The organism is Pseudomonas sp. B21-047 (assembly GCF_024748775.1).
Classification (GTDB): Bacteria; Pseudomonadota; Gammaproteobacteria; order Pseudomonadales; family Pseudomonadaceae; genus Aquipseudomonas; species Aquipseudomonas capeferrum.
On the sequence record NZ_CP087169.1, the window covers coordinates 5078036 to 5100491 of the forward strand.

General features: G+C 60.7%; 20 protein-coding genes and 2 tRNA genes. 3 read left to right on the forward strand and 19 right to left on the reverse strand.

The window, feature by feature from the left end:
• Nucleotide 1 precedes the first annotated feature (1 nt).
• The 10 genes from nusA to rlmE all read right to left on the reverse strand — a co-directional run bounded on the left by nusA (nucleotide 2) and on the right by rlmE (nucleotide 8587).
• Complete coding sequence (gene nusA / locus LOY26_RS22985; RefSeq protein WP_027595024.1) at nucleotides 2-1483, reverse strand: transcription termination factor NusA; 1482 nt, start codon at nucleotides 1481-1483, stop codon at nucleotides 2-4.
• 59 nt (nucleotides 1484-1542) lie between these two features.
• Nucleotides 1543-2001 (reverse strand): ribosome maturation factor RimP, encoded by a 459-nt coding sequence (rimP, locus tag LOY26_RS22990; protein ID WP_033702568.1) that lies wholly within the window; start codon nucleotides 1999-2001, stop codon nucleotides 1543-1545.
• Between the two features lie 130 nt (nucleotides 2002-2131).
• Nucleotides 2132-2208, reverse strand: a tRNA-Met gene (locus LOY26_RS22995).
• A 99-nt stretch (nucleotides 2209-2307) separates the two neighbouring features.
• A tRNA-Leu gene (locus LOY26_RS23000) sits at nucleotides 2308-2393 on the reverse strand.
• Nucleotides 2394-2414: 21 nt separating this feature from the next.
• On the reverse strand, nucleotides 2415-2810 hold the full coding sequence (gene secG, locus LOY26_RS23005; RefSeq protein WP_047583813.1) for a preprotein translocase subunit SecG: 396 nt from the start codon (nucleotides 2808-2810) through the stop codon (nucleotides 2415-2417).
• A gap of 4 nt (nucleotides 2811-2814) precedes the next feature.
• On the reverse strand, nucleotides 2815-3570 hold the full coding sequence (gene tpiA / locus LOY26_RS23010; RefSeq protein WP_033701590.1) for a triose-phosphate isomerase: 756 nt from the start codon (nucleotides 3568-3570) through the stop codon (nucleotides 2815-2817).
• A gap of 65 nt (nucleotides 3571-3635) precedes the next feature.
• The gene (glmM, locus tag LOY26_RS23015; RefSeq protein ID WP_186652599.1) at nucleotides 3636-4976 is read right to left on the reverse strand and encodes a phosphoglucosamine mutase; all 1341 of its coding nucleotides are present in this window, start codon (nucleotides 4974-4976) and stop codon (nucleotides 3636-3638) included.
• 16 nt (nucleotides 4977-4992) lie between these two features.
• Nucleotides 4993-5844 (reverse strand): dihydropteroate synthase, encoded by an 852-nt coding sequence (gene folP / locus LOY26_RS23020; RefSeq protein ID WP_186652600.1) that lies wholly within the window; start codon nucleotides 5842-5844, stop codon nucleotides 4993-4995.
• 8 nt (nucleotides 5845-5852) lie between these two features.
• Entirely contained in the window at nucleotides 5853-7757 is a 1905-nt protein-coding gene (gene ftsH / locus LOY26_RS23025; RefSeq protein ID WP_186652601.1) for an ATP-dependent zinc metalloprotease FtsH, read from the reverse strand.
• Between the two features lie 203 nt (nucleotides 7758-7960).
• Nucleotides 7961-8587 (reverse strand): 23S rRNA (uridine(2552)-2'-O)-methyltransferase RlmE, encoded by a 627-nt coding sequence (gene rlmE / locus LOY26_RS23030; RefSeq protein WP_033701595.1) that lies wholly within the window; start codon nucleotides 8585-8587, stop codon nucleotides 7961-7963.
• A gap of 102 nt (nucleotides 8588-8689) precedes the next feature.
• On the opposite strand from rlmE, the gene LOY26_RS23035 reads away from it, so the two are divergent.
• Nucleotides 8690-8998, forward strand: coding sequence for a YhbY family RNA-binding protein (locus tag LOY26_RS23035; protein WP_033701598.1), 309 nt, complete (start codon nucleotides 8690-8692; stop codon nucleotides 8996-8998).
• A 12-nt stretch (nucleotides 8999-9010) separates the two neighbouring features.
• Here the strand turns inward: LOY26_RS23035 and LOY26_RS23040 are convergent, their stop codons facing one another.
• The 8 genes from LOY26_RS23040 to grpE all read right to left on the reverse strand — a co-directional run bounded on the left by LOY26_RS23040 (nucleotide 9011) and on the right by grpE (nucleotide 19468).
• Complete coding sequence (locus tag LOY26_RS23040; protein ID WP_081874760.1) at nucleotides 9011-9460, reverse strand: MFS transporter; 450 nt, start codon at nucleotides 9458-9460, stop codon at nucleotides 9011-9013.
• On the reverse strand, nucleotides 9438-9920 hold the full coding sequence (gene greA / locus LOY26_RS23045) for a transcription elongation factor GreA (RefSeq protein ID WP_258714133.1): 483 nt from the start codon (nucleotides 9918-9920) through the stop codon (nucleotides 9438-9440). Before greA ends, LOY26_RS23040 begins: the two co-directional genes overlap by 23 nt.
• Nucleotides 9917-13138 (reverse strand): carbamoyl-phosphate synthase large subunit, encoded by a 3222-nt coding sequence (gene carB, locus LOY26_RS23050; protein WP_033701599.1) that lies wholly within the window; start codon nucleotides 13136-13138, stop codon nucleotides 9917-9919. The genes greA and carB overlap by 4 nt, the downstream gene beginning before the upstream one ends.
• Before the next feature lie 106 nt (nucleotides 13139-13244).
• Complete coding sequence (gene carA, locus LOY26_RS23055; RefSeq protein ID WP_033701601.1) at nucleotides 13245-14381, reverse strand: glutamine-hydrolyzing carbamoyl-phosphate synthase small subunit; 1137 nt, start codon at nucleotides 14379-14381, stop codon at nucleotides 13245-13247.
• 347 nt (nucleotides 14382-14728) lie between these two features.
• Nucleotides 14729-15535, reverse strand: coding sequence for a 4-hydroxy-tetrahydrodipicolinate reductase (dapB, locus tag LOY26_RS23060; protein WP_033701604.1), 807 nt, complete (start codon nucleotides 15533-15535; stop codon nucleotides 14729-14731).
• A 13-nt stretch (nucleotides 15536-15548) separates the two neighbouring features.
• Complete coding sequence (gene dnaJ / locus LOY26_RS23065; protein WP_033701606.1) at nucleotides 15549-16673, reverse strand: molecular chaperone DnaJ; 1125 nt, start codon at nucleotides 16671-16673, stop codon at nucleotides 15549-15551.
• A gap of 212 nt (nucleotides 16674-16885) precedes the next feature.
• Nucleotides 16886-18811, reverse strand: a complete 1926-nt coding sequence (gene dnaK / locus LOY26_RS23070) for a molecular chaperone DnaK (protein ID WP_033701608.1) — start codon at nucleotides 18809-18811, stop codon at nucleotides 16886-16888.
• 102 nt (nucleotides 18812-18913) lie between these two features.
• Nucleotides 18914-19468: a nucleotide exchange factor GrpE gene (grpE, locus tag LOY26_RS23075; RefSeq protein WP_258714134.1), complete on the reverse strand. Its 555-nt coding sequence runs from the start codon at nucleotides 19466-19468 to the stop codon at nucleotides 18914-18916.
• A gap of 193 nt (nucleotides 19469-19661) precedes the next feature.
• Here grpE and recN point away from each other — a divergent pair, with 193 nt between their 5' ends.
• Complete coding sequence (recN, locus tag LOY26_RS23080; RefSeq protein WP_033701611.1) at nucleotides 19662-21335, forward strand: DNA repair protein RecN; 1674 nt, start codon at nucleotides 19662-19664, stop codon at nucleotides 21333-21335.
• A gap of 83 nt (nucleotides 21336-21418) precedes the next feature.
• Here the strand turns inward: recN and fur are convergent, their stop codons facing one another.
• Nucleotides 21419-21823, reverse strand: a complete 405-nt coding sequence (fur, locus tag LOY26_RS23085; RefSeq protein ID WP_019470441.1) for a ferric iron uptake transcriptional regulator — start codon at nucleotides 21821-21823, stop codon at nucleotides 21419-21421.
• A 97-nt stretch (nucleotides 21824-21920) separates the two neighbouring features.
• On the opposite strand from fur, the gene bamE reads away from it, so the two are divergent.
• Nucleotides 21921-22454: an outer membrane protein assembly factor BamE gene (bamE, locus tag LOY26_RS23090; protein WP_033701613.1), complete on the forward strand. Its 534-nt coding sequence runs from the start codon at nucleotides 21921-21923 to the stop codon at nucleotides 22452-22454.
• The last annotated feature ends 2 nt before the right edge of the window (nucleotides 22455-22456 follow it).

Here is a 22456-nt window from a genome sequence, read left to right on the forward strand (position 1 = left end):
ATTACTCGAACCAGTGGGCTCGGGCGGCCATGATCAACTTGCCGGCACGCTCTTCGTCGATGCCGTCGATGTCGAGCAGATCGTCGATCGACTGCTCGGCCAGGTCTTCGCGGTTAACCACGCCGCGCACCGCCAGTTCCGCCGCCAGGTCCTTGTCCATGCCCTCAAGGGAGAGCAGGTCTTCGGCCGGATGGGCGTCTGCCAGTTTTTCTTCGGTAGCGATGGCCTTGGTCAACAAACGGTCCTTGGCTCGAGCGCGGAGCTCATTGACGATATCTTCGTCAAAGCCATCGATGTTGAGCATTTCTTCCAACGGTACGTAGGCAATTTCTTCGAGGCTGGTAAAGCCTTCGTCGACCAGCACTTGGGCCAGCTCCTCGTCGACTTCCAGTTCATCGATGAAGTTGCGCAGGATGTCACCGGTTTCTGCTTGCTGCTTGGCCTGGATGTCCTTTTCGGTCATCACGTTCAAGGTCCAGCCGGTCAACTGACTGGCCAAACGAACGTTCTGACCGCCACGGCCAATGGCCTGGGCAAGGTTGTCTTCGGCGACGGCGATGTCCATGGCATGGGCATCCTCGTCAACGATAATCGCCGCGACTTCAGCCGGCGACATGGCGTTGATGACGAACTGCGCCGGGTTATCGTCCCACAGGACGATATCCACACGCTCACCACCCAACTCTCCGGATACGGCTTGGACACGCGAACCGCGCATGCCGATACAGGCACCTTGCGGGTCGATGCGCTTGTCCTTGGAGCGGACGGCGATCTTGGCTCGCGAACCCGGATCACGGGAGGCAGCCATGACTTCAATGAGGCCCTCGGCAATTTCCGGCACTTCAATGCGGAAAAGCTCGATCAGCATCTGTGGCGCAGTGCGCGACAGGATCAGCTGGGGGCCACGGTTTTCAGTGCGGATTTCCTTGAGCAGCGCACGCAGGCGCACGCCAACCCGGAAAGTCTCGCGGGGAATGATGTCTTCGCGAGCCAGCAAGGCCTCGGCGTTGTTGCCCAGGTCAACGATGACGTTGTCGCGGGTAACCTTCTTGACGGTACCGGAGATGATCTCGCCCACGCGTTCGCGGTAGGCATCGACCACCTGGGCGCGCTCGGCCTCACGGACCTTCTGCACGATGACCTGCTTGGCGGTCTGGGCGGCGATACGACCGAACTCGATAGACTCGATCTTCTCCTCGATCACGTCACCGACCTTGGCTTCAGGGTGGGTCTCGTGGATCTTGCTCAACCAGGTCTCGATTGCCGGATCATCAAGATCGGCTTCATCGACCACAGTCCAGCGACGGAAGGTCTCGTAGCTACCGGTGTGGCGGTTGATTTCCACACGCAGGTCGACTTCGTCCTCAAAACGTTTTTTGGTTGCAGTGGCCAGGGCCACTTCCAGCGCTTCGAAAATGACGCCGGGCGGTACACCCTTTTCGTTGGATACCGATTCAACAACCAGCAGTACTTCTTTGCTCATCGTACGCCTCGCCTTGCGCAAGCCATTGGGCCCGGATAGTCCGCCGGGCCCGGCACGTCTCAGTCAAAACTGGGAATAATATTGGCCTTGTCGATCGAGTCGATCGGCAACAGGAACTCCTGGTCGTCCACCTGGACCACCACATCCTGCTCCTCCACACCGCGGAGAAGGCCCTGGAAGTTACGACGACCCTCGAAGGGTGAGCGCAGCTTGATCTTCACTTGTTCGCCGGCATGCGAGGCAAACTGTTCAAGCGTGAACAGCGGGCGTTCCATGCCAGGAGAAGAAACCTCTAGGGTATATTCAGAGCTGATCGGATCTTCCACATCGAGGACGCTGCTGACCTGACGGCTGACTTCAGCGCAGTCGTCCACCAGAATGCCGCCTTCCTTATCGATGTAGACACGTAGTACCGAATGCTTGCCCTGGGAGACGAATTCGATCCCCCAGCATTCGAAGCCCAGCCCCGTGACCACCGGGGCCAACAAGGCCTGCAACTGTTCTAGCTTGCTCGACACCTGAACCCCCTCGTGCATGCTGTGCAAATAAAAAATGGGCGAAGCGCCCATCCCTGAAAGCGCCGTTGGACAACGACGCCGAAAACTGTTCGGCTAGCAAAAAGCCCCTGAAAAGGGGCTCCGCTAAAGCTGGTTGCGGGGGCTGGATTTGAACCAACGACCTTCGGGTTATGAGCCCGACGAGCTACCAAGCTGCTCCACCCCGCGACAAAGCTGGGGCGAAAGTATAAGACCGAACCCCGTACGGGGTCAATCCGACCTCCACCTACAAGAAAGCCCGCATAAAGCGGGCTCTCTTGCTTCAATTGGTACCGAGAAGGGGACTCGAACCCCTACACCCTATGGGCACAACCACCTCAAGGTTGCGTGTCTACCAATTCCACCACCTCGGCAATACTACTTCTTGAAACCCGTTACTTCTGCTCTTCTGCCGGAGGAGGTACATCACCCGTACTCGGAGTGGCTTCGCTCTTCTGCTGTTGGAGCACCGGTACATCATCATTCACTGCCGGCTTTTGCTCTTTCACTTCCAACACTGCTGGATCTGGAAGGCCCGCCTGGGTCAGCTTGTGAGCTTGTTCCTTGGCGAAGTATCCTAACCCAAGTGCTGTCAAAAAGAAAGTGGCAGCGAGTATTGCAGTGAATTTACTTAGGAAGGTTGCAGAGCCTTGGCTTCCGAACACAGTATTTGAGGCACCTGCGCCGAAAGATGCACCTGCTTCCGCACCCTTACCCTGTTGCAACAGAACCAGCACTACTAGCGACAGCGCTGCCAACAGATGAAAAACAACGATGACTGTTTCCAGCATTTGTTCAGTTTCCTGCGGCGCGACAAATTGCACCGAATTCGTCTGCGTTCAGGGACGCTCCACCAATGAGCCCCCCATCGATATCCGGCATGCCGAACAGTTCGGCCGCATTGGCCGCCTTCACGCTGCCGCCGTAGAGCAGCTGCACCTTCGCAGCCACTTCAGCATCTTCTGCCGCCAACTGGCCGCGGATGGCAGCATGCACATCCTGAGCCTGTTGGGGCGTGGCCGTAAGGCCAGTGCCGATGGCCCATACAGGCTCATAAGCAATTACTGCATTGGCAAAAGCCTTAACACCGAACGCTTCGATGATACTGCTTAGTTGACGCCCGACAACTTCGAGCGTCTTGCCCGCCTCGCGCTCTTCAAGGGTTTCCCCAATACACAGCACGGGCTTCAAACCTTTGGCCTGTGCGGCTGCAAACTTGCGATTCAGCACTTCATCACTCTCGCCGATGACCTGGCGACGCTCCGAATGCCCAACCAACACCAACTTGCAGCCCACTTCGGCCAGCTGTTCCGGGCAAACTTCCCCGGTCAGCGCACCCTGTTCGGGTTGTACAGCAGAATTCTGTGCGCCGACAGTTATTTCTTTACCTGCCAGGCCATCGATCACTTGATTGATGAACAAGGCCGGTGGAAATACCGCGACTTCCACTCCGCTCGGCAGGGCAAGATTGCTCAAGCCCTCGGTCAGCTCAGCGACGCTGGCGCGGGTACCGTGCATCTTCCAGTTACCAGCTACCATAGGGCGACGCATGCTTTACCTCGTCGGTCAAAGTGGGCGCAGATCTTACCCAACCAGATCTGCGCTGGCAAGCGCCTTCAGACACAAACTTCGCTGACCAGTTTCGCCAGGGCTTCGGCATGGCCGCGAACCTGACTTTCGTCGTCGCCTTCGACCATGACCCGCACCAACGGCTCGGTACCGGACTTGCGCAGCAGCACGCGACCGCGACCGGCCATCGCCTCGGTGACCTTGGCACTGGCTTCCTGCACCGCAGGGTGCTCCAGAGGGTCGACCTTGCTTGCCCCATAGCGCACGTTGATCAGTACCTGAGGGCACTTGCGCAGGGCCTGACGGGCCTGGGCCAGTGTCTCCCCGCGACGCTTGAGGGCCATCAGCACCTGCAGCGCGGCGATGATCGCATCACCGGTGGTGGTGTGGTTGCAGCACACGACATGCCCGGAGTTTTCACCCCCGACCAACCACTCGCGCTCGATCAGTTCGGCCATGACGTAACGGTCGCCAACCTTGGCCCGCACGAACGGGATATCCAGCTCCTTGAGCGCAAGCTCAAGGCCGAGGTTGCTCATCAGCGTCCCCACTACCCCGCCTTGCAGCTTGCCGCGGTCATGCAGGTCACGGGCGATGATGAACAGCAACTCGTCGCCGTCGACGATGGCACCCGTGTGATCGACCATCAGCACCCGGTCACCGTCGCCATCGAAGGCGATACCGAGGTCGGCATGGCCCACCAGCACGGCGGCCTGCAGCGACTCGATATGGGTAGAGCCACAGCCTTCGTTGATGTTCAAGCCATCAGGCTGAGCATTCAGAATGGTCACGTCGGCACCCAGTTCGCGGAACACGCTTGGCGCGACCTTGTACGTGGCGCCATGGGCGCAATCGACCACCAGCTTGAGGCCGTCGAAGCTGGTGCTCGAAGGCACGCTGCTCTTGCAGAACTCGATGTAGCGGCCAGCCGCATCGTTGATGCGCGAGACCTTGCCCAGCTTGCCCGACTCGACCACCGTCATCGGCTGATCGAGCAACTCTTCGATCATCAACTCGACTTCGTCAGGCAGCTTGGTGCCCTGGCCAGAGAAGAACTTGATGCCGTTGTCGTCGTGCGGGTTGTGCGACGCGCTGATGACAATGCCGGCTTCAGCGTGGAAGGTACGCGTGAGGTAGGCGATGGCCGGGGTCGGCATCGGCCCGAGCAGCATCACATCGGCACCGGCCGCAGAAAGCCCGGCCTCGAGCGCAGATTCGAACATGTAACCGGAAATACGCGTGTCCTTGCCCACCAGCACACGGCAATGGCCCTGCTTGCGGAAAGCCATGCCAGCCGCCCAGCCGAGCTTCAGCATGAAGTCCGGCGTGATCGGGAATTCGCCGACGCGGCCACGAATGCCGTCGGTACCAAAGTATTTTCTGCTCATAGCGACTCCAATGTTCTTATTCGGCGTGTTGAACCGCAGCGATCATGCGTACCACATCGACAGTTTCGGCCACATCATGGACGCGAAGGATGCTCGCCCCCTTGGTCATGGCCAACGCTGCCAGCGCCAGGCTGCCGTACAAACGCTCGCCGACCGGACGATCCAGCGTCAGGCCGATCATGCTCTTTCGTGAAACACCCACCAGCAGTGGGCGCCCAAGGCGATAGAGCGCTTCCATGTGCTTGAACAGGCTCAGGTTGTGCGCCAGTGTCTTGGCGAAACCGAAGCCTGGGTCAAGAATGATTCTGTTTGCATCGATGCCCGCCGCAGCGCAAGCGGCCATCCGTTGTTCAAGATATCGCGTAACGTCCGCTGTCACATCATCGTAATGCGGGTCGTCCTGCATATTGCCCGGCTCACCGCGCATGTGCATCAGGCACACCGGCAGGCCGGTATCGGCCGCCGCGTCCAGGGCACCATCGCGCTCCAGCGCGCGTACGTCGTTGATCAGCCCAGCCCCCAGCCGCGCAGACTCGCGGATGACCGCAGGCGTGGAGGTATCAACCGAAATGACCACATCCAGGCGGCTATTGATTGCCTCGACCATCGGCGCCACGCGCTCGATTTCTTCGATCACGGACACGGCACGCGCCCCAGGGCGCGTCGACTCGCCACCGATGTCGATCAGCGTGGCGCCTGCGGCGACCATCGCTTCGGCATGCCGCAGCGCAGCGTCGCGCTGGCTGAAGCGCCCGCCGTCGGAGAAGGAGTCGGGGGTGATATTGAGGATACCCATGACATGGGTACGCGACAAATCAAGAACCCGGTTGCCGCAAGGCAACCGGGTCGGGTACTGCACTGAACTCATAGATGCCCTTAGTGTTGAGCCGCTGGGCCGCCAATCGGCGATTCCGGGCGATCATCCTGGGCTGCCGGGGTACCCGAAGCCGAGTCACCATCCCAATCGCGAGGCTCGCGCGGGGCACGACCATTCATGATGTCGTCGATCTGGTCGGCATCGATGGTCTCGTACTTCATCAGCGCTTCAGCCATTGCATCGAGCTTGTCACGGTTGTCGGTGAGCAACTGCTTGGCCGTGGCGTAGCACTGGTCGATGATGCTGCGCACTTCCGAGTCGATCAGCTTGGCGGTTTCACCCGACACGCTGGCGTGCTGGCTGCCGGCGCTACGACCGAGGAACACCTCGCCTTCTTCTTCGGCATACATCAACGGGCCGAGCTTCTCGGAAAGGCCCCACTTGGTGACCATGTTCCGGGCAATCTGGCTGGCACGCATGATGTCGTTGGAGGCACCGGTGGTGACGCCGTCGAAGCCCAGGGTCATTTCTTCGGCGATACGGCCGCCGTACAGCGAGCAGATCTGGCTGATCAGCGCACGCTTGGACAGGCTGTAACGGTCTTCTTCAGGCAGGAACATGGTCACACCCAGGGCACGACCACGCGGGATGATCGAAACCTTGTAGACCGGGTCATGCTCAGGCACCAGACGACCGACGATGGCGTGACCGGCTTCGTGGTAGGCGGTGTTCTGTTTTTCTTTCTCGGACATGACCATGGTCTTGCGCTCGGCGCCCATCATGATCTTGTCTTTGGCCAGCTCGAACTCTTTCATTTCGACCAGGCGCTTGTTGGAGCGAGCAGCGAACAACGATGCTTCGTTGACCAGGTTGGCCAGGTCGGCACCGGAGAAGCCTGGGGTACCACGGGCAATGACCGCCGGATTGACGTTCTCGCCGATCGGCACCTTGCGCATGTGCACCTTGAGGATCTGCTCACGGCCGCGGATGTCCGGCAGGCCAACCACCACCTGGCGGTCGAAACGACCAGGACGCAGCAGTGCCGGGTCGAGGACGTCCGGACGGTTGGTCGCGGCGATGACGATGATGCCATCGTTCATCTCGAAGCCATCCATCTCTACCAGCAGCTGGTTGAGGGTTTGTTCGCGCTCATCATGACCACCGCCCATACCGGCGCCACGGTGGCGACCCACGGCGTCGATTTCGTCGATGAAGATGATGCACGGGGCGTGCTTCTTGGCCTGCTCGAACATGTCGCGCACACGGCTGGCACCGACACCGACGAACATTTCAACGAAGTCCGAACCGGAAATGGTGAAGAACGGCACTTTCGCCTCACCGGCAATGGCCTTGGCCAGCAGGGTCTTACCGGTACCCGGTGGGCCGACCATCAACACGCCGCGAGGAATACGGCCGCCGAGGCGCTGGAACTTGCCCGGGTCACGCAGGAATTCGACCAGCTCGCCGACTTCTTCCTTGGCTTCGTCGCAACCCGCGACGTCTGCCAGGGTGGTCTTGACCTGGTCTTCGGACAGCAGGCGCGCCTTGCTCTTGCCGAAACTCATCGGCCCGCCCTTGCCGCCTGCACCACCTTGCATCTGGCGCATGAAGAACATGAATACCGCGATGATCACCAGGATCGGGAAGCTGGCTACCAGCAACTGAGTCCAGATGCTCTGCTGCTCGGGCTGCTTGCCTTCGACGACCACGTGGTTGTCGACCAGGTCGCCGATCAGGCCATTGTCGGTAATGGCCGGGCGCACGGTCTTGAAGCTGTCGCCGTCAGCGCGCTTGCCGGTAATGATGTAGCCGTCGACGGTCACACGCTCGACTTTCCCGTCCTTGACCTGCTGGATGAAGTCGGAGTAGTTGAGGGTCTGCGGCTCGTTAGGGCTTGAGAAGTTGTTCATCACTGTCACCAGGACAGCTGCGATGATCAACCACAGGATCAGATTCTTTGCCATGTCGTTCAATTCGCTACCCTCTGAGGCCGGCGCACGACGCAGCCGTGCCTCGCATGATATTCATCGCCCTAACTTACTACATTACCTACGCATCCGCAGGCACCGTCTGTAACCCTTTGTGAAACCTAGACTACACGAAGTTCGGACGATCCTGACGGGCTGGCCGATTGGAATTAACTATCAGCCACCCCGTAGCACGCCTTTCACACGCCTTTGAAACCTTTACCCAGCAGGTACTGCTCACGCGAGCGATCCCGCGAAGACGACGGCTTGCGCATCTGCACCTTGTCGAACTTGGTGCGAACGTCCTTCAAGTACATGTCGAAGCCTTCGCCCTGGAAAATCTTGATCAGGAAGTCACCACCAGGCTTCAGCACGCGGGTTGCCAGGTCAAGCGCCAACTCACAAAGGAACATGGCGCGCGGCATGTCCACTTCAGGCGTACCACTCATATTGGGGGCCATGTCGGAAATCACAAGGTCTACATGCGAATCGCCGACCGCTTCCAGAATCTGCTGCAGCACTTCATCGTGGGTGAAGTCACCCTGAATGAAGGTCACGTCCGGGATCGAGTCCATTTCCAGGATATCGGAGGCAATCAGACGGCCCTGGCCACCAATCAGACGACTGGTCACCTGCGACCAGCCTCCTGGGGCTGCGCCGAGGTCGATCACACTCATGCCCGGGCGGATCAACCGGTCCTTTTCCTGGATCTCAAGCAGTTTGTAGCTTGCACGCGAACGGTAGCCATCCTTCTGCGCTTGTTTGACGAAAGGGTCGTTAAAATGCTCACGCAGCCAGTTAGCGCTGCTTTTGGAACGTTGTACCACGGGGCACCTCGATGATATGCGTCGTGATTGACTGGGCGGAGCCGGGGGCCCTCGGGTAAAATGCCTGTCAATTTTACAGAATCAGACGGAAAGGGTCAGATTATGCCGCTCAATAACGAGCAGAAGAAGCAATACAAGTCCATTGGTCATGACCTGAAGCCGGTCCTGATCGTTGCTGGCAATGGTGTTAACGAAGGCGTTGCCGCCGAACTGGAACGCGCACTCGCCGATCATGAACTGATCAAGGTCGAGATTCGCTCCGAAGATCGCGAAGAACGCGCTGCCGCCATTGCCGAGTTGTGCAAGGTCGGCCGTGCTGAACTGGTGCAGACCATCGGCAAGAAAGCGCTGATCTACCGCAAGAACCCACAGCCGAACAAGCAGCTGTCGAACGTCCACCGCTTCAAGTAATAGCGGCTCCGATCAGTGGCGCGCCTTGCGCGCCCTGACCGGTACTGGCTGGGCCACCAGTACGATGCCGGAAAAACCCAGCACCAGGAAACAGAACATCTGCCAGCGCTCGCCCACGGATATACCGTAGCGCAAGGTGTAATACCCCACGCAGGCACCAAAGCCGAGCAACAGCATCTGGCCACGGAACTGTCGCCACCAGGCCGCCAGGCCATCCACCCTCGCCAATACCGCCAGCTGGGTCAACAAGCCAAGCAAGGCCACGCCAATCAACCAGCGGTCGATCTGCCCGGCAATATCCTGCACCAGCAGGGGCGCCAGGCCACTGACCTTGAGCGCGGGCACCAGCCCCACATGAAACACCCACAAGCCGCCGACCCAGAAAACCTGGGCCAGCTGCCAGAGGATCCCTTCAAGGGATGGCGCCCGCAGGCGCCGGTCAGATGTGCTGGACTTCGACAATCTCGTACTCGACCGTGCCACTTGGCGTCTTGATGACGACGATATCACCTTCTTCCTTGCCGATGATGGCACGGGCAATCGGCGCGCCTGCCGACAGCTTGCCCAGCTTGATGTTGGCTTCGTCTTCACCCACGATCTGGTACTTCACGCGCTCGTCGGTTTCGGTATTGGCCAGCTCGACGGTAGTGCCGAAAATGACCTTGCCGGTGTGCGGGATAGAGGTCACATCGATCACCACCGAGTTCTGCAGGCGGCCTTCGATATCGCGGATACGCGCCTCGACCATGCCCTGCTCCTCACGGGCGGCATGGTATTCGGCGTTTTCCTTGAGGTCACCCAGCTCGCGTGCTTCACCGATAGCCTGGCTCAGGCGCGGGCGCTCGGTCTTGCTCAGGAACAGGTGCTCCTCTTCCAGGGCGCGAGCGCCCTGGACGGTCATCGGGTATTTGATAATGCTCATGCTTTGAGTCCTGCATGCAGATCCTGCAAGCGACGAACGGTCTTCTCGGGACCAAACTTCAGCGCTTCGCAGATGGCTTCACCGGCCGCAATGGTGGTGGTGCAGTAAATCTTGTGCTGCAGCGCATTGCGACGAATCGAGTAGGAATCAGCGATCGACTGACGGCCTTCGGTGGTGTTGATGATCAGCGACACTTCGTCGTTCTTGATCATGTCGACCACGTGCGGGCGACCTTCGGTCACTTTGTTCACACGGCGCACTTTCAGGCCTGCCGCCTCGATAACCTTGGCGGTGCCGGCAGTGGCAACCACTTCGAAGCCCAGGGCGATCAGGTCGCGGGCAACGCCAGCCACTTGTGGCTTGTCGTCGTCACGCACGCTGATGAACGCGGTACCGCCGGTTGGCAGCACTTCGCTGGCACCCATCTGAGCCTTGGCGAACGCTTCACCGAAGCTGTCACCGACGCCCATGACTTCACCGGTCGATTTCATCTCAGGGCCGAGGATCGGGTCAACCCCTGGGAACTTGGCGAACGGGAAGACGGCTTCCTTGACGCTGTAGAAGTTCGGGATGATTTCTTTGGTGAAACCGATCTCTTTCAGGGTTTTACCCGCCATCACGCGGGCGGCAATCATGGCCAGCGAGGTGCCGATGCACTTGGAGACGAACGGCACGGTACGCGAAGCGCGCGGGTTGACTTCGATCACGTAGATCTTGTCGCCCTGCAGGGCCAGCTGAACGTTCATCAGGCCGACAACGCCCAGCTCCAGGGCCATTTTCTTGACCTGTTCGCGGACTTCGTCCTGCACGTGAGCCGGCAGCGAGTACGGTGGCAGCGAGCACGCCGAGTCACCGGAGTGAACGCCGGCCTGTTCGATGTGCTGCATGATCGCGCCGATCACCACGTCGGTGCCGTCGCAGACCGCATCCACGTCCATCTCGATGGCGCAGTTGAGGAAGTGGTCGAGCAGCACCGGGCTGTCGTTGGACACCTGCACGGCTTCACGCAGGTAGCGCTTGAGCTCGTCCAGCTCGTAGACGATCTCCATGGCGCGGCCACCCAGTACGTACGACGGGCGCACGACCAGTGGGTAACCGATACCGCCAGCGGCACGGATGGCCTCGTCTTCGCTGCGCACGGTCGCGTTTGGCGGCTGCAGCAGGTTCAGGCGCTGAACCATCTGCTGGAAGCGCTCGCGGTCTTCGGCGCGGTCGATGGCGTCCGGGCTGGTACCGATGATCGGTACGCCGGCTTCTTCCAGGGCGCGTGCCAGTTTCAGCGGGGTCTGGCCGCCGTAGTGAACGATCACGCCCTTCGGCTTCTCGACACGGCAGACTTCCAGCACGTCTTCCAGGGTCAGCGGCTCGAAGTACAGACGGTCGGAGGTGTCGTAGTCGGTGGAGACGGTTTCCGGGTTGCAGTTGACCATGATGGTCTCGTAACCGTCTTCACGCAGCGCCAGGGCCGCGTGCACGCAGCAGTAGTCGAACTCGATGCCTTGGCCGATACGGTTAGGGCCGCCACCCAGGATCATGATCTTGTCGCGGGTCGACGGGTTGGCCTCGCACTCTTCCTCGTAGGTCGAATACAGGTAGGCGGTGTCGGTGGCGAACTCGGCAGCGCAGGTGTCGACGCGCTTGTAGACCGGGAACACTTCCAGCTTGTGACGGTGACGACGCAGGTTCTTGTCGGTAATGCCGAGCAGCACAGCCAGGCGCTGGTCCGAGAAGCCTTTGCGCTTGAGGCGCAGCATCATGCCTTTATCGATGGCCGACAGGGCCAGGGTCTTGACCTTCTCTTCTTCCTTGATCAGGTCTTCCATCTGAACCAGGAACCACATGTCGATGCCGGTCAAGGCGAAGATCTCTTCGCAGGTCATGCCCGAACGCATGGCGTCGGCCACATACCAGATACGCTCGGCGCCCGGCACGGTCAGCTCGCGCTTGAGGATGCTGGCCGCTTCGGCGCTGGCCAGATCAACTTTCGGGTCCAGACCGCAAACACCGACTTCCAGGCCGCGCAGGGCTTTCTGCAGGGATTCCTGGAAGGTGCGGCCGATGGCCATGACTTCACCCACGGATTTCATCTGGGTGGTCAGGCGGGCGTCGGCTTTCGGGAATTTCTCGAAGGCGAAACGTGGCAGCTTGGTGACGACGTAGTCGATCGACGGTTCGAACGACGCCGGGGTACGGCCGCCGGTGATGTCGTTCTGCAGCTCATCGAGGGTGTAGCCGACAGCCAGCTTGGCGGCGATCTTGGCGATCGGGAAGCCGGTGGCCTTGGAAGCCAGGGCCGACGAACGCGATACACGCGGGTTCATCTCGATCACGACCATGCGGCCGGTGTCTGGGCAGATACCGAACTGCACGTTGGAACCGCCGGTTTCGACACCGATTTCACGCAGCACCGCCAGCGAGGCGTTGCGCATGATCTGGTATTCCTTGTCGGTCAGGGTCTGTGCTGGGGCAACGGTGATCGAGTCGCCGGTGTGCACGCCCATCGGGTCGAAGTTCTCGATCGAGCAGACGATGATGCAGTTGTCCTTCTTGTCGCGGACCACCTCCATCTCGTATTCCTTCCAGCCGATCAGCGATTCGTCGATCAGCAGCTCTTTGGTCGGCGACAAGTCCAGACCACGGGCGCAGATTTCTTCGAACTCTTCACGGTTGTAGGCGATACCACCACCGGTGCCGCCCATGGTGAAGGACGGACGGATGATGCATGGGAAGCCGAGCTTCTCGAGGACCGCATTGGCCTCCTCCATGCTGTGGGCGATACCGGAACGCGGGCATTCCAGGCCGATGTCTTTCATCGCCTTGTCGAAGCGCGAACGGTCTTCTGCCTTGTCGATGGTGTCGGCGTTGGCGCCGATCATCTCTACGCCGAACTTTTCCAGAACGCCGTGGCGCTCCAGGTCCAGGGCGCAGTTCAGTGCGGTTTGGCCGCCCATGGTCGGCAGGACGGCGTCAGGGCGCTCCTGCTCGATGATCTTGGCCACCGACTGCCATTTGATCGGCTCGATGTAGGTGGCGTCGGCCATGGCCGGGTCGGTCATGATGGTGGCCGGGTTGGAGTTCACCAGGATGACGCGATAGCCTTCCTCGCGCAGGGCTTTGCAAGCCTGGGCGCCGGAGTAGTCGAATTCACAGGCCTGGCCGATCACGATCGGGCCAGCGCCGAGAATCAGGATGCTTTTGATGTCTGTACGTTTTGGCATGGTTGTCACTCAAATCCGCGGGTCAGTCGGCAAGCCGTCTTGAACAATCTGGGTCAGGCGCTTCCGGGCGCGGCGCGAGCCGGCCCGGGGCCTTGATGCAGGATGCTCAGCGGCGCTTGGCCATGGCATCGATGAAACGATCGAACAGTGGCGCGACGTCAGTCGGGCCTGGGCTCGCTTCAGGGTGACCCTGGAAGCTGAACGCGCTCTTGTCGGTGCGCTCGATGCCCTGCAGGGTACCGTCGAACAGCGACTTGTGGATGGCGCGGACGTTGCCCGGCAGCGTGGCTTCGTCAACGGCGAAACCGTGGTTCTGGCTGGTGATCATGACCACGCCGGTGTCCAGGTCCTGGACCGGGTGGTTGGCACCGTGGTGGCCGTGGCCCATCTTGACGGTCTTGGCGCCGGAGGCCAGGGCCAGCAGCTGGTGGCCGAGGCAGATACCGAATACCGGGATCTCGGTTTCAAGGACTTCCTTGATGGCCTGGATGGCGTAGTCGCAAGGCTCCGGATCACCAGGGCCGTTGGACAGGAACACGCCATCAGGGTTGAGTGCGAGCACTTCGCTGGCCGGGGTCTGGGCAGGCACCACGGTCACGCGGCAGCCACGAGCAACCAGCATGCGCAGGATGTTCAGCTTGACGCCGTAGTCGAAGGCGACCACGTGGTAAGGCAGCTCGGAAGCTTCCAGGGTCGGGTGGCTGTCGGTTTTCAGTTCCCACACGCTGGAGCGCCACTCGTAACGCTCTTTGGTGGAAACGACCTTGGCCAGGTCCATGCCCTTGAGGCCCGGGAAGGCGCGGGCAGCGGCGATGGCGGCTTCTTCGCTGATGTTGTCACCGGCGAGGATGCAGCCGTTCTGCGCACCCTTTTCACGCAGGATACGGGTCAGGCGACGGGTGTCGATGCCGGCGATGGCAACGACGTTGTTGGCCTTGAGGTAGTCAGGCAGCGACTGGGTGTTACGCCAGTTGCTGGCCAGCAGCGGCAGGTCACGGATGACCAGGCCGGCAGACCAGACACGGTTCGACTCGGCGTCTTCCGGGGTGGTACCGGTGTTGCCGATGTGCGGATAGGTCAGGGTAACGATTTGCTGGGCGTAGGAAGGGTCTGTAAGGATTTCCTGGTAGCCGGTCATAGCGGTGTTGAACACCACCTCACCAACGGTCTGACCGTCGGCACCGATGGCTTCACCGCGAAAAATACTGCCGTCGGCAAGGGCGAGTATGGCTGGCTTTGTCAAGAAGACCTCCCGTAAATCAAGCATGAAAGGGCGATCGCAGGTTGCAAAAAAGCGGAGTGACGTATGGACACGTCACCCCGCTTTCATGTGCTGAATTCAATTCGCTGCGCGCTTTTAGTGGACACACTAAAGCTGTAGCTTACAGAAAAGTGCGTTTTCGGTCTACCGTATATGTGTCTCTAAAACACATGATTGCGACAGGCTGACCTCGCTGGCATTGGAAACCTGTAGGAGCGGCCTTGCGTCGCGAAAGGACTGCGCAGCAGTCCCGGGATTCCAGCCGCGCCGCTACACCCCCCGGGCCCGCTCTGCGACCCTCTTACGACACCAGGCCGCTCCCACACAGATCAGTGCAGCCCCAGCACGTCCTGCATGTCGTACAGCCCCGGCTCACGCCCATCCAGCCACAGCGCAGCACGCACCGCACCCTTGGCGAAGGTCATGCGGCTCGAGGCCTTGTGGGTGATCTCCACCCGCTCGCCTTCGGCAGCGAACAGCACGGTGTGGTCACCCACCACGTCACCGGCACGCACGGTAGCGAAGCCGATGGTCTGGCGATCACGCGCACCAGTCTGGCCTTCGCGGCCATACACGGCCACTTCCTTCAGGTCACGCCCCAACGCCTGAGCCACCACTTCACCCATGCGCAGCGCAGTACCTGATGGCGCATCGACCTTGTGCCGGTGGTGCGCCTCGAGGATCTCGATGTCGACCTCGTCGCCCAGCACGCGCGCTGCGGTGTCCAGCAGCTTCAGGCACAGGTTGACGCCAACGCTGAAGTTGGCGGCAAAGACGATCGGGATATCCTTGCCCGCTTCGACCAGCAACGCTTTCTCTTCCGGCGTAAAGCCAGTAGTGCCAATGACCATGGCCTTGCCCGCCTTGCGGCAGAACGCGAGGTTCTTCAGGGTCACTGAAGGGTGCGTGAAGTCGATCAGCACGTCGAACTCGTCCACAACCTTGACCAAGTCGTCGGAGATCGGCACGCCAATACGACCCAAGGCCGCCAACTCCCCTGCATCAGCCCCTACCAGGCTGCTGTCAGGGCGATGGATCGCCGCCGTCAAACCCGCCTGAGGCGCTTGGTGCTGCACAGCTTCGACAAGGGTCTTGCCCATCCGCCCTGCCGCGCCCATTACCGCAATACGTCGCATAACCTGTTCCTTGTCAGAGATCGCCGAAGAAGCGCTTCACGCCATCGAACCAGCCATTGGCCTTGGGCGAATGGGAGCTGTCGCCTTCCAGCGAATCACGCAGCTCTTCGAGCAGCTCGCGCTGGCGACGGCTGAGGTTGACCGGGGTTTCCACCGCCACGCGGCACAGCAGGTCACCTGCCCCACCACCGCGAACCGGTGCCACACCTTTGCCGCGCAGACGGAACTGCTTGCCGGTCTGGGTGCCTTCCGGGATCTTCAGCTTCACCCGGCCATCGAGGGTCGGCACTTCCAGCTCGCCACCCAGGGCAGCGTCGGTGTAGCTGATTGGCACTTCGCAGTACAGGTGCTTGCCATCGCGCTGGAAGATCTCGTGCTCACGCACGTTGATGACCACGTACAGGTCGCCAGTCGGGCCACCATGGGTACCGGCCTCGCCCTCGCCCGACAGGCGAATGCGGTCACCGGTATCGACACCGGCCGGCACCTTGACCGACAGCGTCTTGTATTCCTCGACACGGCCTTCGCCGTGGCACGCGCCGCAAGGGTCGGTGATGATCTTGCCCTGGCCATGGCAGCGCGGGCAGGTCTGCTGCACCGAGAAGAAGCCTTGCTGCATGCGCACCTGGCCGATACCGCCGCAGGTCGGGCAGGTCGACGGGGTCGAGCCCTTCTTCGCGCCGGAACCATCACAAGGGTTGCAGTTGACCAGGGTAGGAACGCGGATACTGACCGTGGTGCCACGCACCGCTTCTTCCAGGTTCAGCTCCAGGGTGTAACGCAGGTCGCTGCCACGCTGGGCGCCACCGCGCGAGCCGCCACGGCCGCCACCGAAGAAATCACTGAACACATCGCCGAAGATGTCGGAGAAGTTGGCACCACCGAAGCCGGCACCACCGCCACCCATGCTAGGGTCGACGCCGGCGTGACCATACTGGTCATAGGCCGCGCGCTTGCTGGCATCGGACAGCACTTCGTAGGCCTCGTTGGCCTCCTTGAACTGCTCTTCCGACTCCTTGTCGCCCGGGTTGCGGTCGGGGTGGTACTTCATCGCCAAGCGGCGATAGGCCTTTTTGAGATCACCTTCGTTGGCGCCACGCTCGACACCCAGGACCTCATAATAATCACGCTTTGCCATAGGTCATTTGCACTCTTGAGGGCGTTCGACAGAGCGCTGCGCATAGGCGCATGGGCGCTGTGCCGTAAGCACCTGCCGCGCGAATGCGTCCTGACAGATGCTGTAAAAATTCGCGTATTCCAGACACACCAACGCGGGAGCAAGCCCCCGCGCGGCGACATCCTACCAGCTCACCGCCAAACGGCGGTGAGCTGGCCGACAACATGCAAAAATTACTTCTTGTCGTCGCCTTTTACTTCTTCGAACTCGGCGTCAACCACGTCATCGTGCTTGGCTTCCGGTTCGGCCTGCTGCGCGCCGCCCTGAGGCTGTTCGGCTTGCTGCTCGGCGTACATCTTCTGAGCCACTGGCGCGGAGACCTTGGACAGCTCTTCGACCTTGGCTTCGATCGCGGCCTTGTCGTCGCCTTTGACAGCGGCTTCCAGGGCAACGACTGCCGCTTCGATGGCGGTTTTCTCTTCAGCGGTGACCTTGTCACCTGCATCAGCGACCATCTTGCGGGTCGAGTGAACCAGTGCATCACCCTGGTTACGGGCAGCGGCCAGCTCTTCGAACTTGCGGTCTTCCTCGGCGTTGGCCTCGGCGTCACGCACCATGCGCTCGATTTCGTCATCGGACAGGCCGGAGTTGGCCTTGATCACGATCGACTGGGTCTTGCCGGTGGCCTTGTCTTTCGCGCCGACGTGCAGGATGCCGTTGGCGTCGATGTCGAAGGTCACTTCGATCTGTGGAACACCGCGTGGTGCTGGCGGGATCTCGGCCAGGTCGAACTTGCCCAGCGACTTGTTGCTCGAAGCCTGCTTACGCTCACCTTGCAGCACGTGAATGGTCACGGCGCTCTGGTTGTCGTCGGCAGTCGAGAACACCTGCGACTTCTTGGTCGGGATGGTGGTGTTCTTCTCGATCAGCGCAGTCATCACGCCACCCATGGTTTCGATACCCAGGGTCAGCGGGCTGACGTCCAGCAGCAGTACGTCTTTCACGTCACCGGCCAGAACAGCACCCTGGATAGCGGCGCCCATGGCGACGGCTTCGTCCGGGTTGACGTCCTTGCGGGCTTCCTTGCCGAAGAAGTCGGCAACGGTTTTCTGTACCAGCGGCATACGGGTCTGGCCGCCGACCAGGATCACGTCGTCGATCTTGCTGGCGTCGATGCCGGCATCTTTCAGCGCGATGCGGCAAGGCTCGATGGTGCGCTGCACCAGGCCTTCAACCAGCGACTCCAGCTTGGCGCGGGAGATTTTCACGTTCAAGTGCTTAGGACCGGTGGCATCTGCAGTGATGTACGGCAGGTTGACGTCGGTCTGCTGCGCGGACGACAGCTCGATCTTGGCCTTTTCAGCGGCTTCTTTCAGGCGCTGCATGGCCAGCGGGTCGCCCTTCAGGTTCATGCCGGACTCTTTCTTGAACTCCTCGACGAGGTAGTCAATCAGCAGCATGTCGAAGTCTTCGCCACCCAGGAAGGTGTCGCCGTTGGTAGCCAGTACTTCAAACTGGTGCTCACCGTCGACTTCGGCGATTTCGATGACCGAAACGTCGAAGGTACCGCCACCCAGGTCATAAACGATGACAGTGTGGTCGCCCTTGGCTTTGTCCATGCCATAGGCCAGTGCCGCAGCGGTCGGTTCGTTGATGATGCGCTTTACGTCCAGGCCCGCGATGCGGCCGGCGTCTTTGGTGGCCTGACGCTGGCTGTCGTTGAAGTAGGCCGGCACGGTGATGACCGCTTCGGTGACAGGCTCGCCGAGGTAGTCTTCGGCGGTCTTCTTCATCTTTTTCAGGACTTCGGCGCTGATTTGCGGCGGCGCCATTTTCTGGCCGTTGACTTCGACCCAGGCGTCACCGTTGTCGGCCTTGGCGATTTTGTACGGCACCAGCTCGATGTCTTTTTGCACCACTTGCTCTTCGAAGCGACGGCCAATCAGGCGCTTCACGGCGAACAGGGTGTTGTGCGGGTTGGTGACAGCCTGACGCTTGGCAGACTGGCCTACCAGGATTTCGCCATCGTTGGCATAGGCCACGATCGAAGGGGTAGTACGCGCACCTTCGGCGTTTTCGATGACCTTGACGTTACCGTTTTCCAGGATGGAGACGCACGAGTTGGTGGTCCCCAGGTCGATACCGATGATTTTACCCATGTTAACTCTCCCGAAACTTGAATTTGGTTAGCAGCGACTACTTTGGCCAACTGCGGTAATACTTGAAGGCTTGACACCTAGATGGGGTTGCCCCGACAGATTTCAAGCCTTTTCATTGATCGAAGGCTGAGCGGCGCTCGGCGCCTTGCTGACCACCACCATGGCGGGGCGCAGCAGGCGGCCGTTGAGCAGGTAGCCTTTCTGGAACACCTTGAGCACGCTGTTAGGCTCGACCTCGGCACTTTCTTCCATGGCCATGGCCTGGTGGTGCTCGGCATTGAACGGTTCGCCGTGCGGGTCGACAACCTCGAGGTTGTAGCGCTTGAGGGTATCGTGGAACATCTTCAGGGTCAGCTCGATGCCTTCACGCATCGGCTTGATGCTTTCGTCGTCGGCATTGGACAGTTCCAGGCCGCGCTCCAGGCTGTCGATCACCGGCAGCAGGTCGCCAGCGAATTTTTCCAAGGCGAACTTGTGCGCCTTCTCGACATCCTGCTCGGCGCGACGGCGCACGTTCTGCAAGTCGGCAACGGCGCGCAGCGACTGATCCTTGGCGGCGGCCAGCTGTTCCTCGAGCTCCAGAACACGGGCGCCGACATCTGCTGCACCAGTCTCTTCGACGTTAAGGTCTTTCTCATTCAGCTGTTCGTCAGCCATTGGGTCTCTCCTGCGCAGATTTCTGGATTGCGAGCCAGGCTCGCCTTTGTTGTCGGCTATATGGGGCCGGAAAAACCAGCTTCAAGGGGCAACATGGTTTTCCCGGGCGGATGAGAATGTGCGAGCGGGCATTGTCAGGGTAGAAAAAAGTACTGTATAAATAACCAGACCTGAACCTTCGGGAGCCGCCCCCATGCTGCTGCACCTGTCCATTCACAACTACGCCATCGTCGAGCACCTTGACCTCGAACTTGCCCGCGGCATGTCCGTCATCACCGGCGAAACCGGCGCAGGCAAATCGATCATGCTCGACGCCCTCGGCCTGGCCCTCGGCGACCGTGCGGACAGCGGCGTGGTGCGCCCCGGCGCAGACAAGGCAGACATCCTCGCCACCTTCGACCTGGCAGATATCCCCGAAGCGCGCACCTGGCTTGCCGAGCGCGACCTGGACAACGACGGCCCGTGCATCCTGCGCCGGGTGATCACCGCCGAAGGCCGCAGCCGCGGCTACATCAATGGCACGCCCTGCCCGCTGGGCGACTTGAAGTCGCTCGGCGAGCTGTTGATCGACATCCACAGCCAGCACGAGCACCAGTCGCTACTCAAGACCGACACCCATCGGCGCCTGCTGGACGAGTACGCCGGCGCCATCGACTTGGCCCGCCAGGTGCAACTGGCTGCCAAACGCTGGAACCAGACCCGCCTGGAGCTCGAGCGCCTGTCCAATTCAGGTGACGAGCAGCGCGCCCGCCACCAGCTGCTCAGCTATCAGCTGGAAGAGCTGGACAACCTCGGCCTGGGCGAAAACGAGCTGGAGCAGCTGGAGCAGGAACACAAGAACCTGACCAATGCCGAGGCCCTGTTCGGCATCTGCCGCCAGGTCATCGACCAGTGCAGCGAGAGCGACTCGGGCAATGTGCTCAGCGCCCTCACCGCCAGCCTCAACCGGCTGGGCGCCGCCAGCAACTCACCGAAGGCCTTGGGCGAGGCCGCCAACCTGATCGCCAGTGCGCAGATTCAGGTCGAAGAAGCCGTGGGCGAGCTCAACCGCTTCCTCGATCACTTCGACGCCGACCCAATGCGCCTGCAGGCCCTGGAAGAACGCCTCGACACTATCTATACCCTGGCCCGTAAGCACCGCGTGCACCCCACCGAACTGCCCCACTTGCAGCAACGGTTGATGGAAGAGCTGGAAGGCCTGAACGCCAGCGACGAGTCGATCGAGCGCCTGGGCGAAGAACTGGCGGCCTATGCCCAGCATTACAAGGAACGGGCGCGCGAACTGAGCGCCTTGCGCCAGCAGGCCGCCCAGCAACTGGCGGTGGCTGTGGAACTGGAGGTCCAGCGCCTGGGCATGCCAGGCGGGCGTTTCTGTATCGAACTGATCCCTAACGAGGGCAACGACCTGTCGCCCCACGGCCTGGAGCAGATCGAACTGCTGGTAAGCGCCAACCCGGGGCAACCGCTCAAAGGCCTGGCGAAAGTGGCCTCGGGTGGTGAGCTGTCACGCATCAGCCTGGCCATCCAGGTTATTACCGCACAGACCTCACGCATCCCTACCCTGGTCTTCGACGAAGTGGACGTCGGCATCGGCGGCCCCACCGCCGAAATCGTCGGCCAACTGCTGCGCCGGCTGGGTGAGCGCGGCCAGGTACTGACCGTAACCCACTTGCCGCAGGTTGCAGCGCAAGGGCACCACCACCTGTTCGTGCACAAGGTGCGCCACAGCGACACCACCCACACGGCGGTGGCCAGCCTGGGCAAACGCGAACGGGTCGAGGAAGTGGCGCGCATGCTCGGCGGCATCGACCTCACCAAGGAATCCCTGGCGCATGCGCGCAAGATGGTGGTCAGCGGCAAGGCGTGAGCCGTGCCCCCGGCATTTTCCTGCAGCACAAAGCACAAAGGCGACCCGAAGGTCGCCTTTGCTATTTATAACGATCGAAATCGTTACTTTTTCTTACGCACATACAGGACCAGATTGTGGTCCACCAGCTCGAAGCCATGCTCGGCCACGATCTCGCGCTGACGCTTCTCGATTTCAGCGTCCATGAACTCGATGACTTCGCTGGTTTCCACGTTGACCATGTGGTCGTGGTGACCGCCATCCGCCAGCTCGAAGACTGCGTGGCCGCCGTCGAAGTTGTGGCGAACCACCAGACCCGCCGCTTCGAACTGGGTCAGCACGCGGTAGACGGTGGCCAGGCCAACGTCCTCACCAGCTTCCATCAAGGCCTTGTACACATCCTCGGCACTCATGTGACGCTGCTCGGTAGAGTCGAGCATCTGAAGGATCTTTACTCGAGGCAGGGTAACCTTGAGACCGGCTTTGCGTAATTCGCTATTTTCAACCATGGTCAGCTTTCTCGCCGATGCTGCTTCGCAGCTTCTCTTAATACGGGTATGATCGGGGTTTACGTTGTCCAGCCAAGATAGTGGAAGTCGCCCACCGATGCAAAACACCAAGCTCTTGCTAACCAGCCTCACCCTAGTGGGACTGCTCGCACTCGCCGGTTGCTCGTTTCCCGGGGTTTACAAAATCGACATCCAGCAGGGCAATGTCGTCACGCAGGACATGATAGACCAATTACGCCCGGGAATGACCCGACGGCAAGTAAGGTTTATCATGGGCAACCCCCTGATTCAGGATACGTTCAACACCAACCGTTGGGACTACCTGTACAGCCTGCAACCTGGTGGCGGAAAACGCCAGCAAGAGCGCATGAGCATTTTCTTCAACGAGGGCGACCAACTGGTCAGCCTGTCGGGCGACTTCATGCCAGGGGTGAGCCGCGACCAGGAAATCCTCGGCGGCAGCAGCGACACCACTGTCAGCCCTGCGGCTCAGCCAGAGCAGGCTACGCCTCAGCCTGAAGAGAAACCGGCCAAGCCGGGTTCGGTGGAAGAATCCATCCAGCGCGAAATCGACACCATCGAGGCCACGCCGGTCCCGACGCCAGCACCGCTGGAAACCTCCCCGCAATAAAC

Coding starts and splice junctions, on each gene's coding strand:
- LOY26_RS23035 (WP_033701598.1), top strand. CDS start 8,690: ATGCCGCTCAATAACGAGCAGAAGAAGCAATACAAGTCCATTGGTCAT.
- grpE (WP_258714134.1), bottom strand. CDS start 19,468: ATGGCTGACGAACAGCTGAATGAGAAAGACCTTAACGTCGAAGAGACT.
- recN (WP_033701611.1), top strand. CDS start 19,662: ATGCTGCTGCACCTGTCCATTCACAACTACGCCATCGTCGAGCACCTT.
- glmM (WP_186652599.1), bottom strand. CDS start 4,976: ATGAGCAGAAAATACTTTGGTACCGACGGCATTCGTGGCCGCGTCGGC.
- dapB (WP_033701604.1), bottom strand. CDS start 15,535: ATGCGACGTATTGCGGTAATGGGCGCGGCAGGGCGGATGGGCAAGACC.
- dnaJ (WP_033701606.1), bottom strand. CDS start 16,673: ATGGCAAAGCGTGATTATTATGAGGTCCTGGGTGTCGAGCGTGGCGCC.
- nusA (WP_027595024.1), bottom strand. CDS start 1,483: ATGAGCAAAGAAGTACTGCTGGTTGTTGAATCGGTATCCAACGAAAAG.
- tpiA (WP_033701590.1), bottom strand. CDS start 3,570: ATGCGTCGCCCTATGGTAGCTGGTAACTGGAAGATGCACGGTACCCGC.
- secG (WP_047583813.1), bottom strand. CDS start 2,810: ATGCTGGAAACAGTCATCGTTGTTTTTCATCTGTTGGCAGCGCTGTCG.
- carB (WP_033701599.1), bottom strand. CDS start 13,138: ATGCCAAAACGTACAGACATCAAAAGCATCCTGATTCTCGGCGCTGGC.
- fur (WP_019470441.1), bottom strand. CDS start 21,823: ATGGTTGAAAATAGCGAATTACGCAAAGCCGGTCTCAAGGTTACCCTG.
- dnaK (WP_033701608.1), bottom strand. CDS start 18,811: ATGGGTAAAATCATCGGTATCGACCTGGGGACCACCAACTCGTGCGTC.
- folP (WP_186652600.1), bottom strand. CDS start 5,844: ATGAGTTCAGTGCAGTACCCGACCCGGTTGCCTTGCGGCAACCGGGTT.
- ftsH (WP_186652601.1), bottom strand. CDS start 7,757: ATGGCAAAGAATCTGATCCTGTGGTTGATCATCGCAGCTGTCCTGGTG.
- greA (WP_258714133.1), bottom strand. CDS start 9,920: ATGAGCATTATCAAATACCCGATGACCGTCCAGGGCGCTCGCGCCCTG.
- bamE (WP_033701613.1), top strand. CDS start 21,921: ATGCAAAACACCAAGCTCTTGCTAACCAGCCTCACCCTAGTGGGACTG.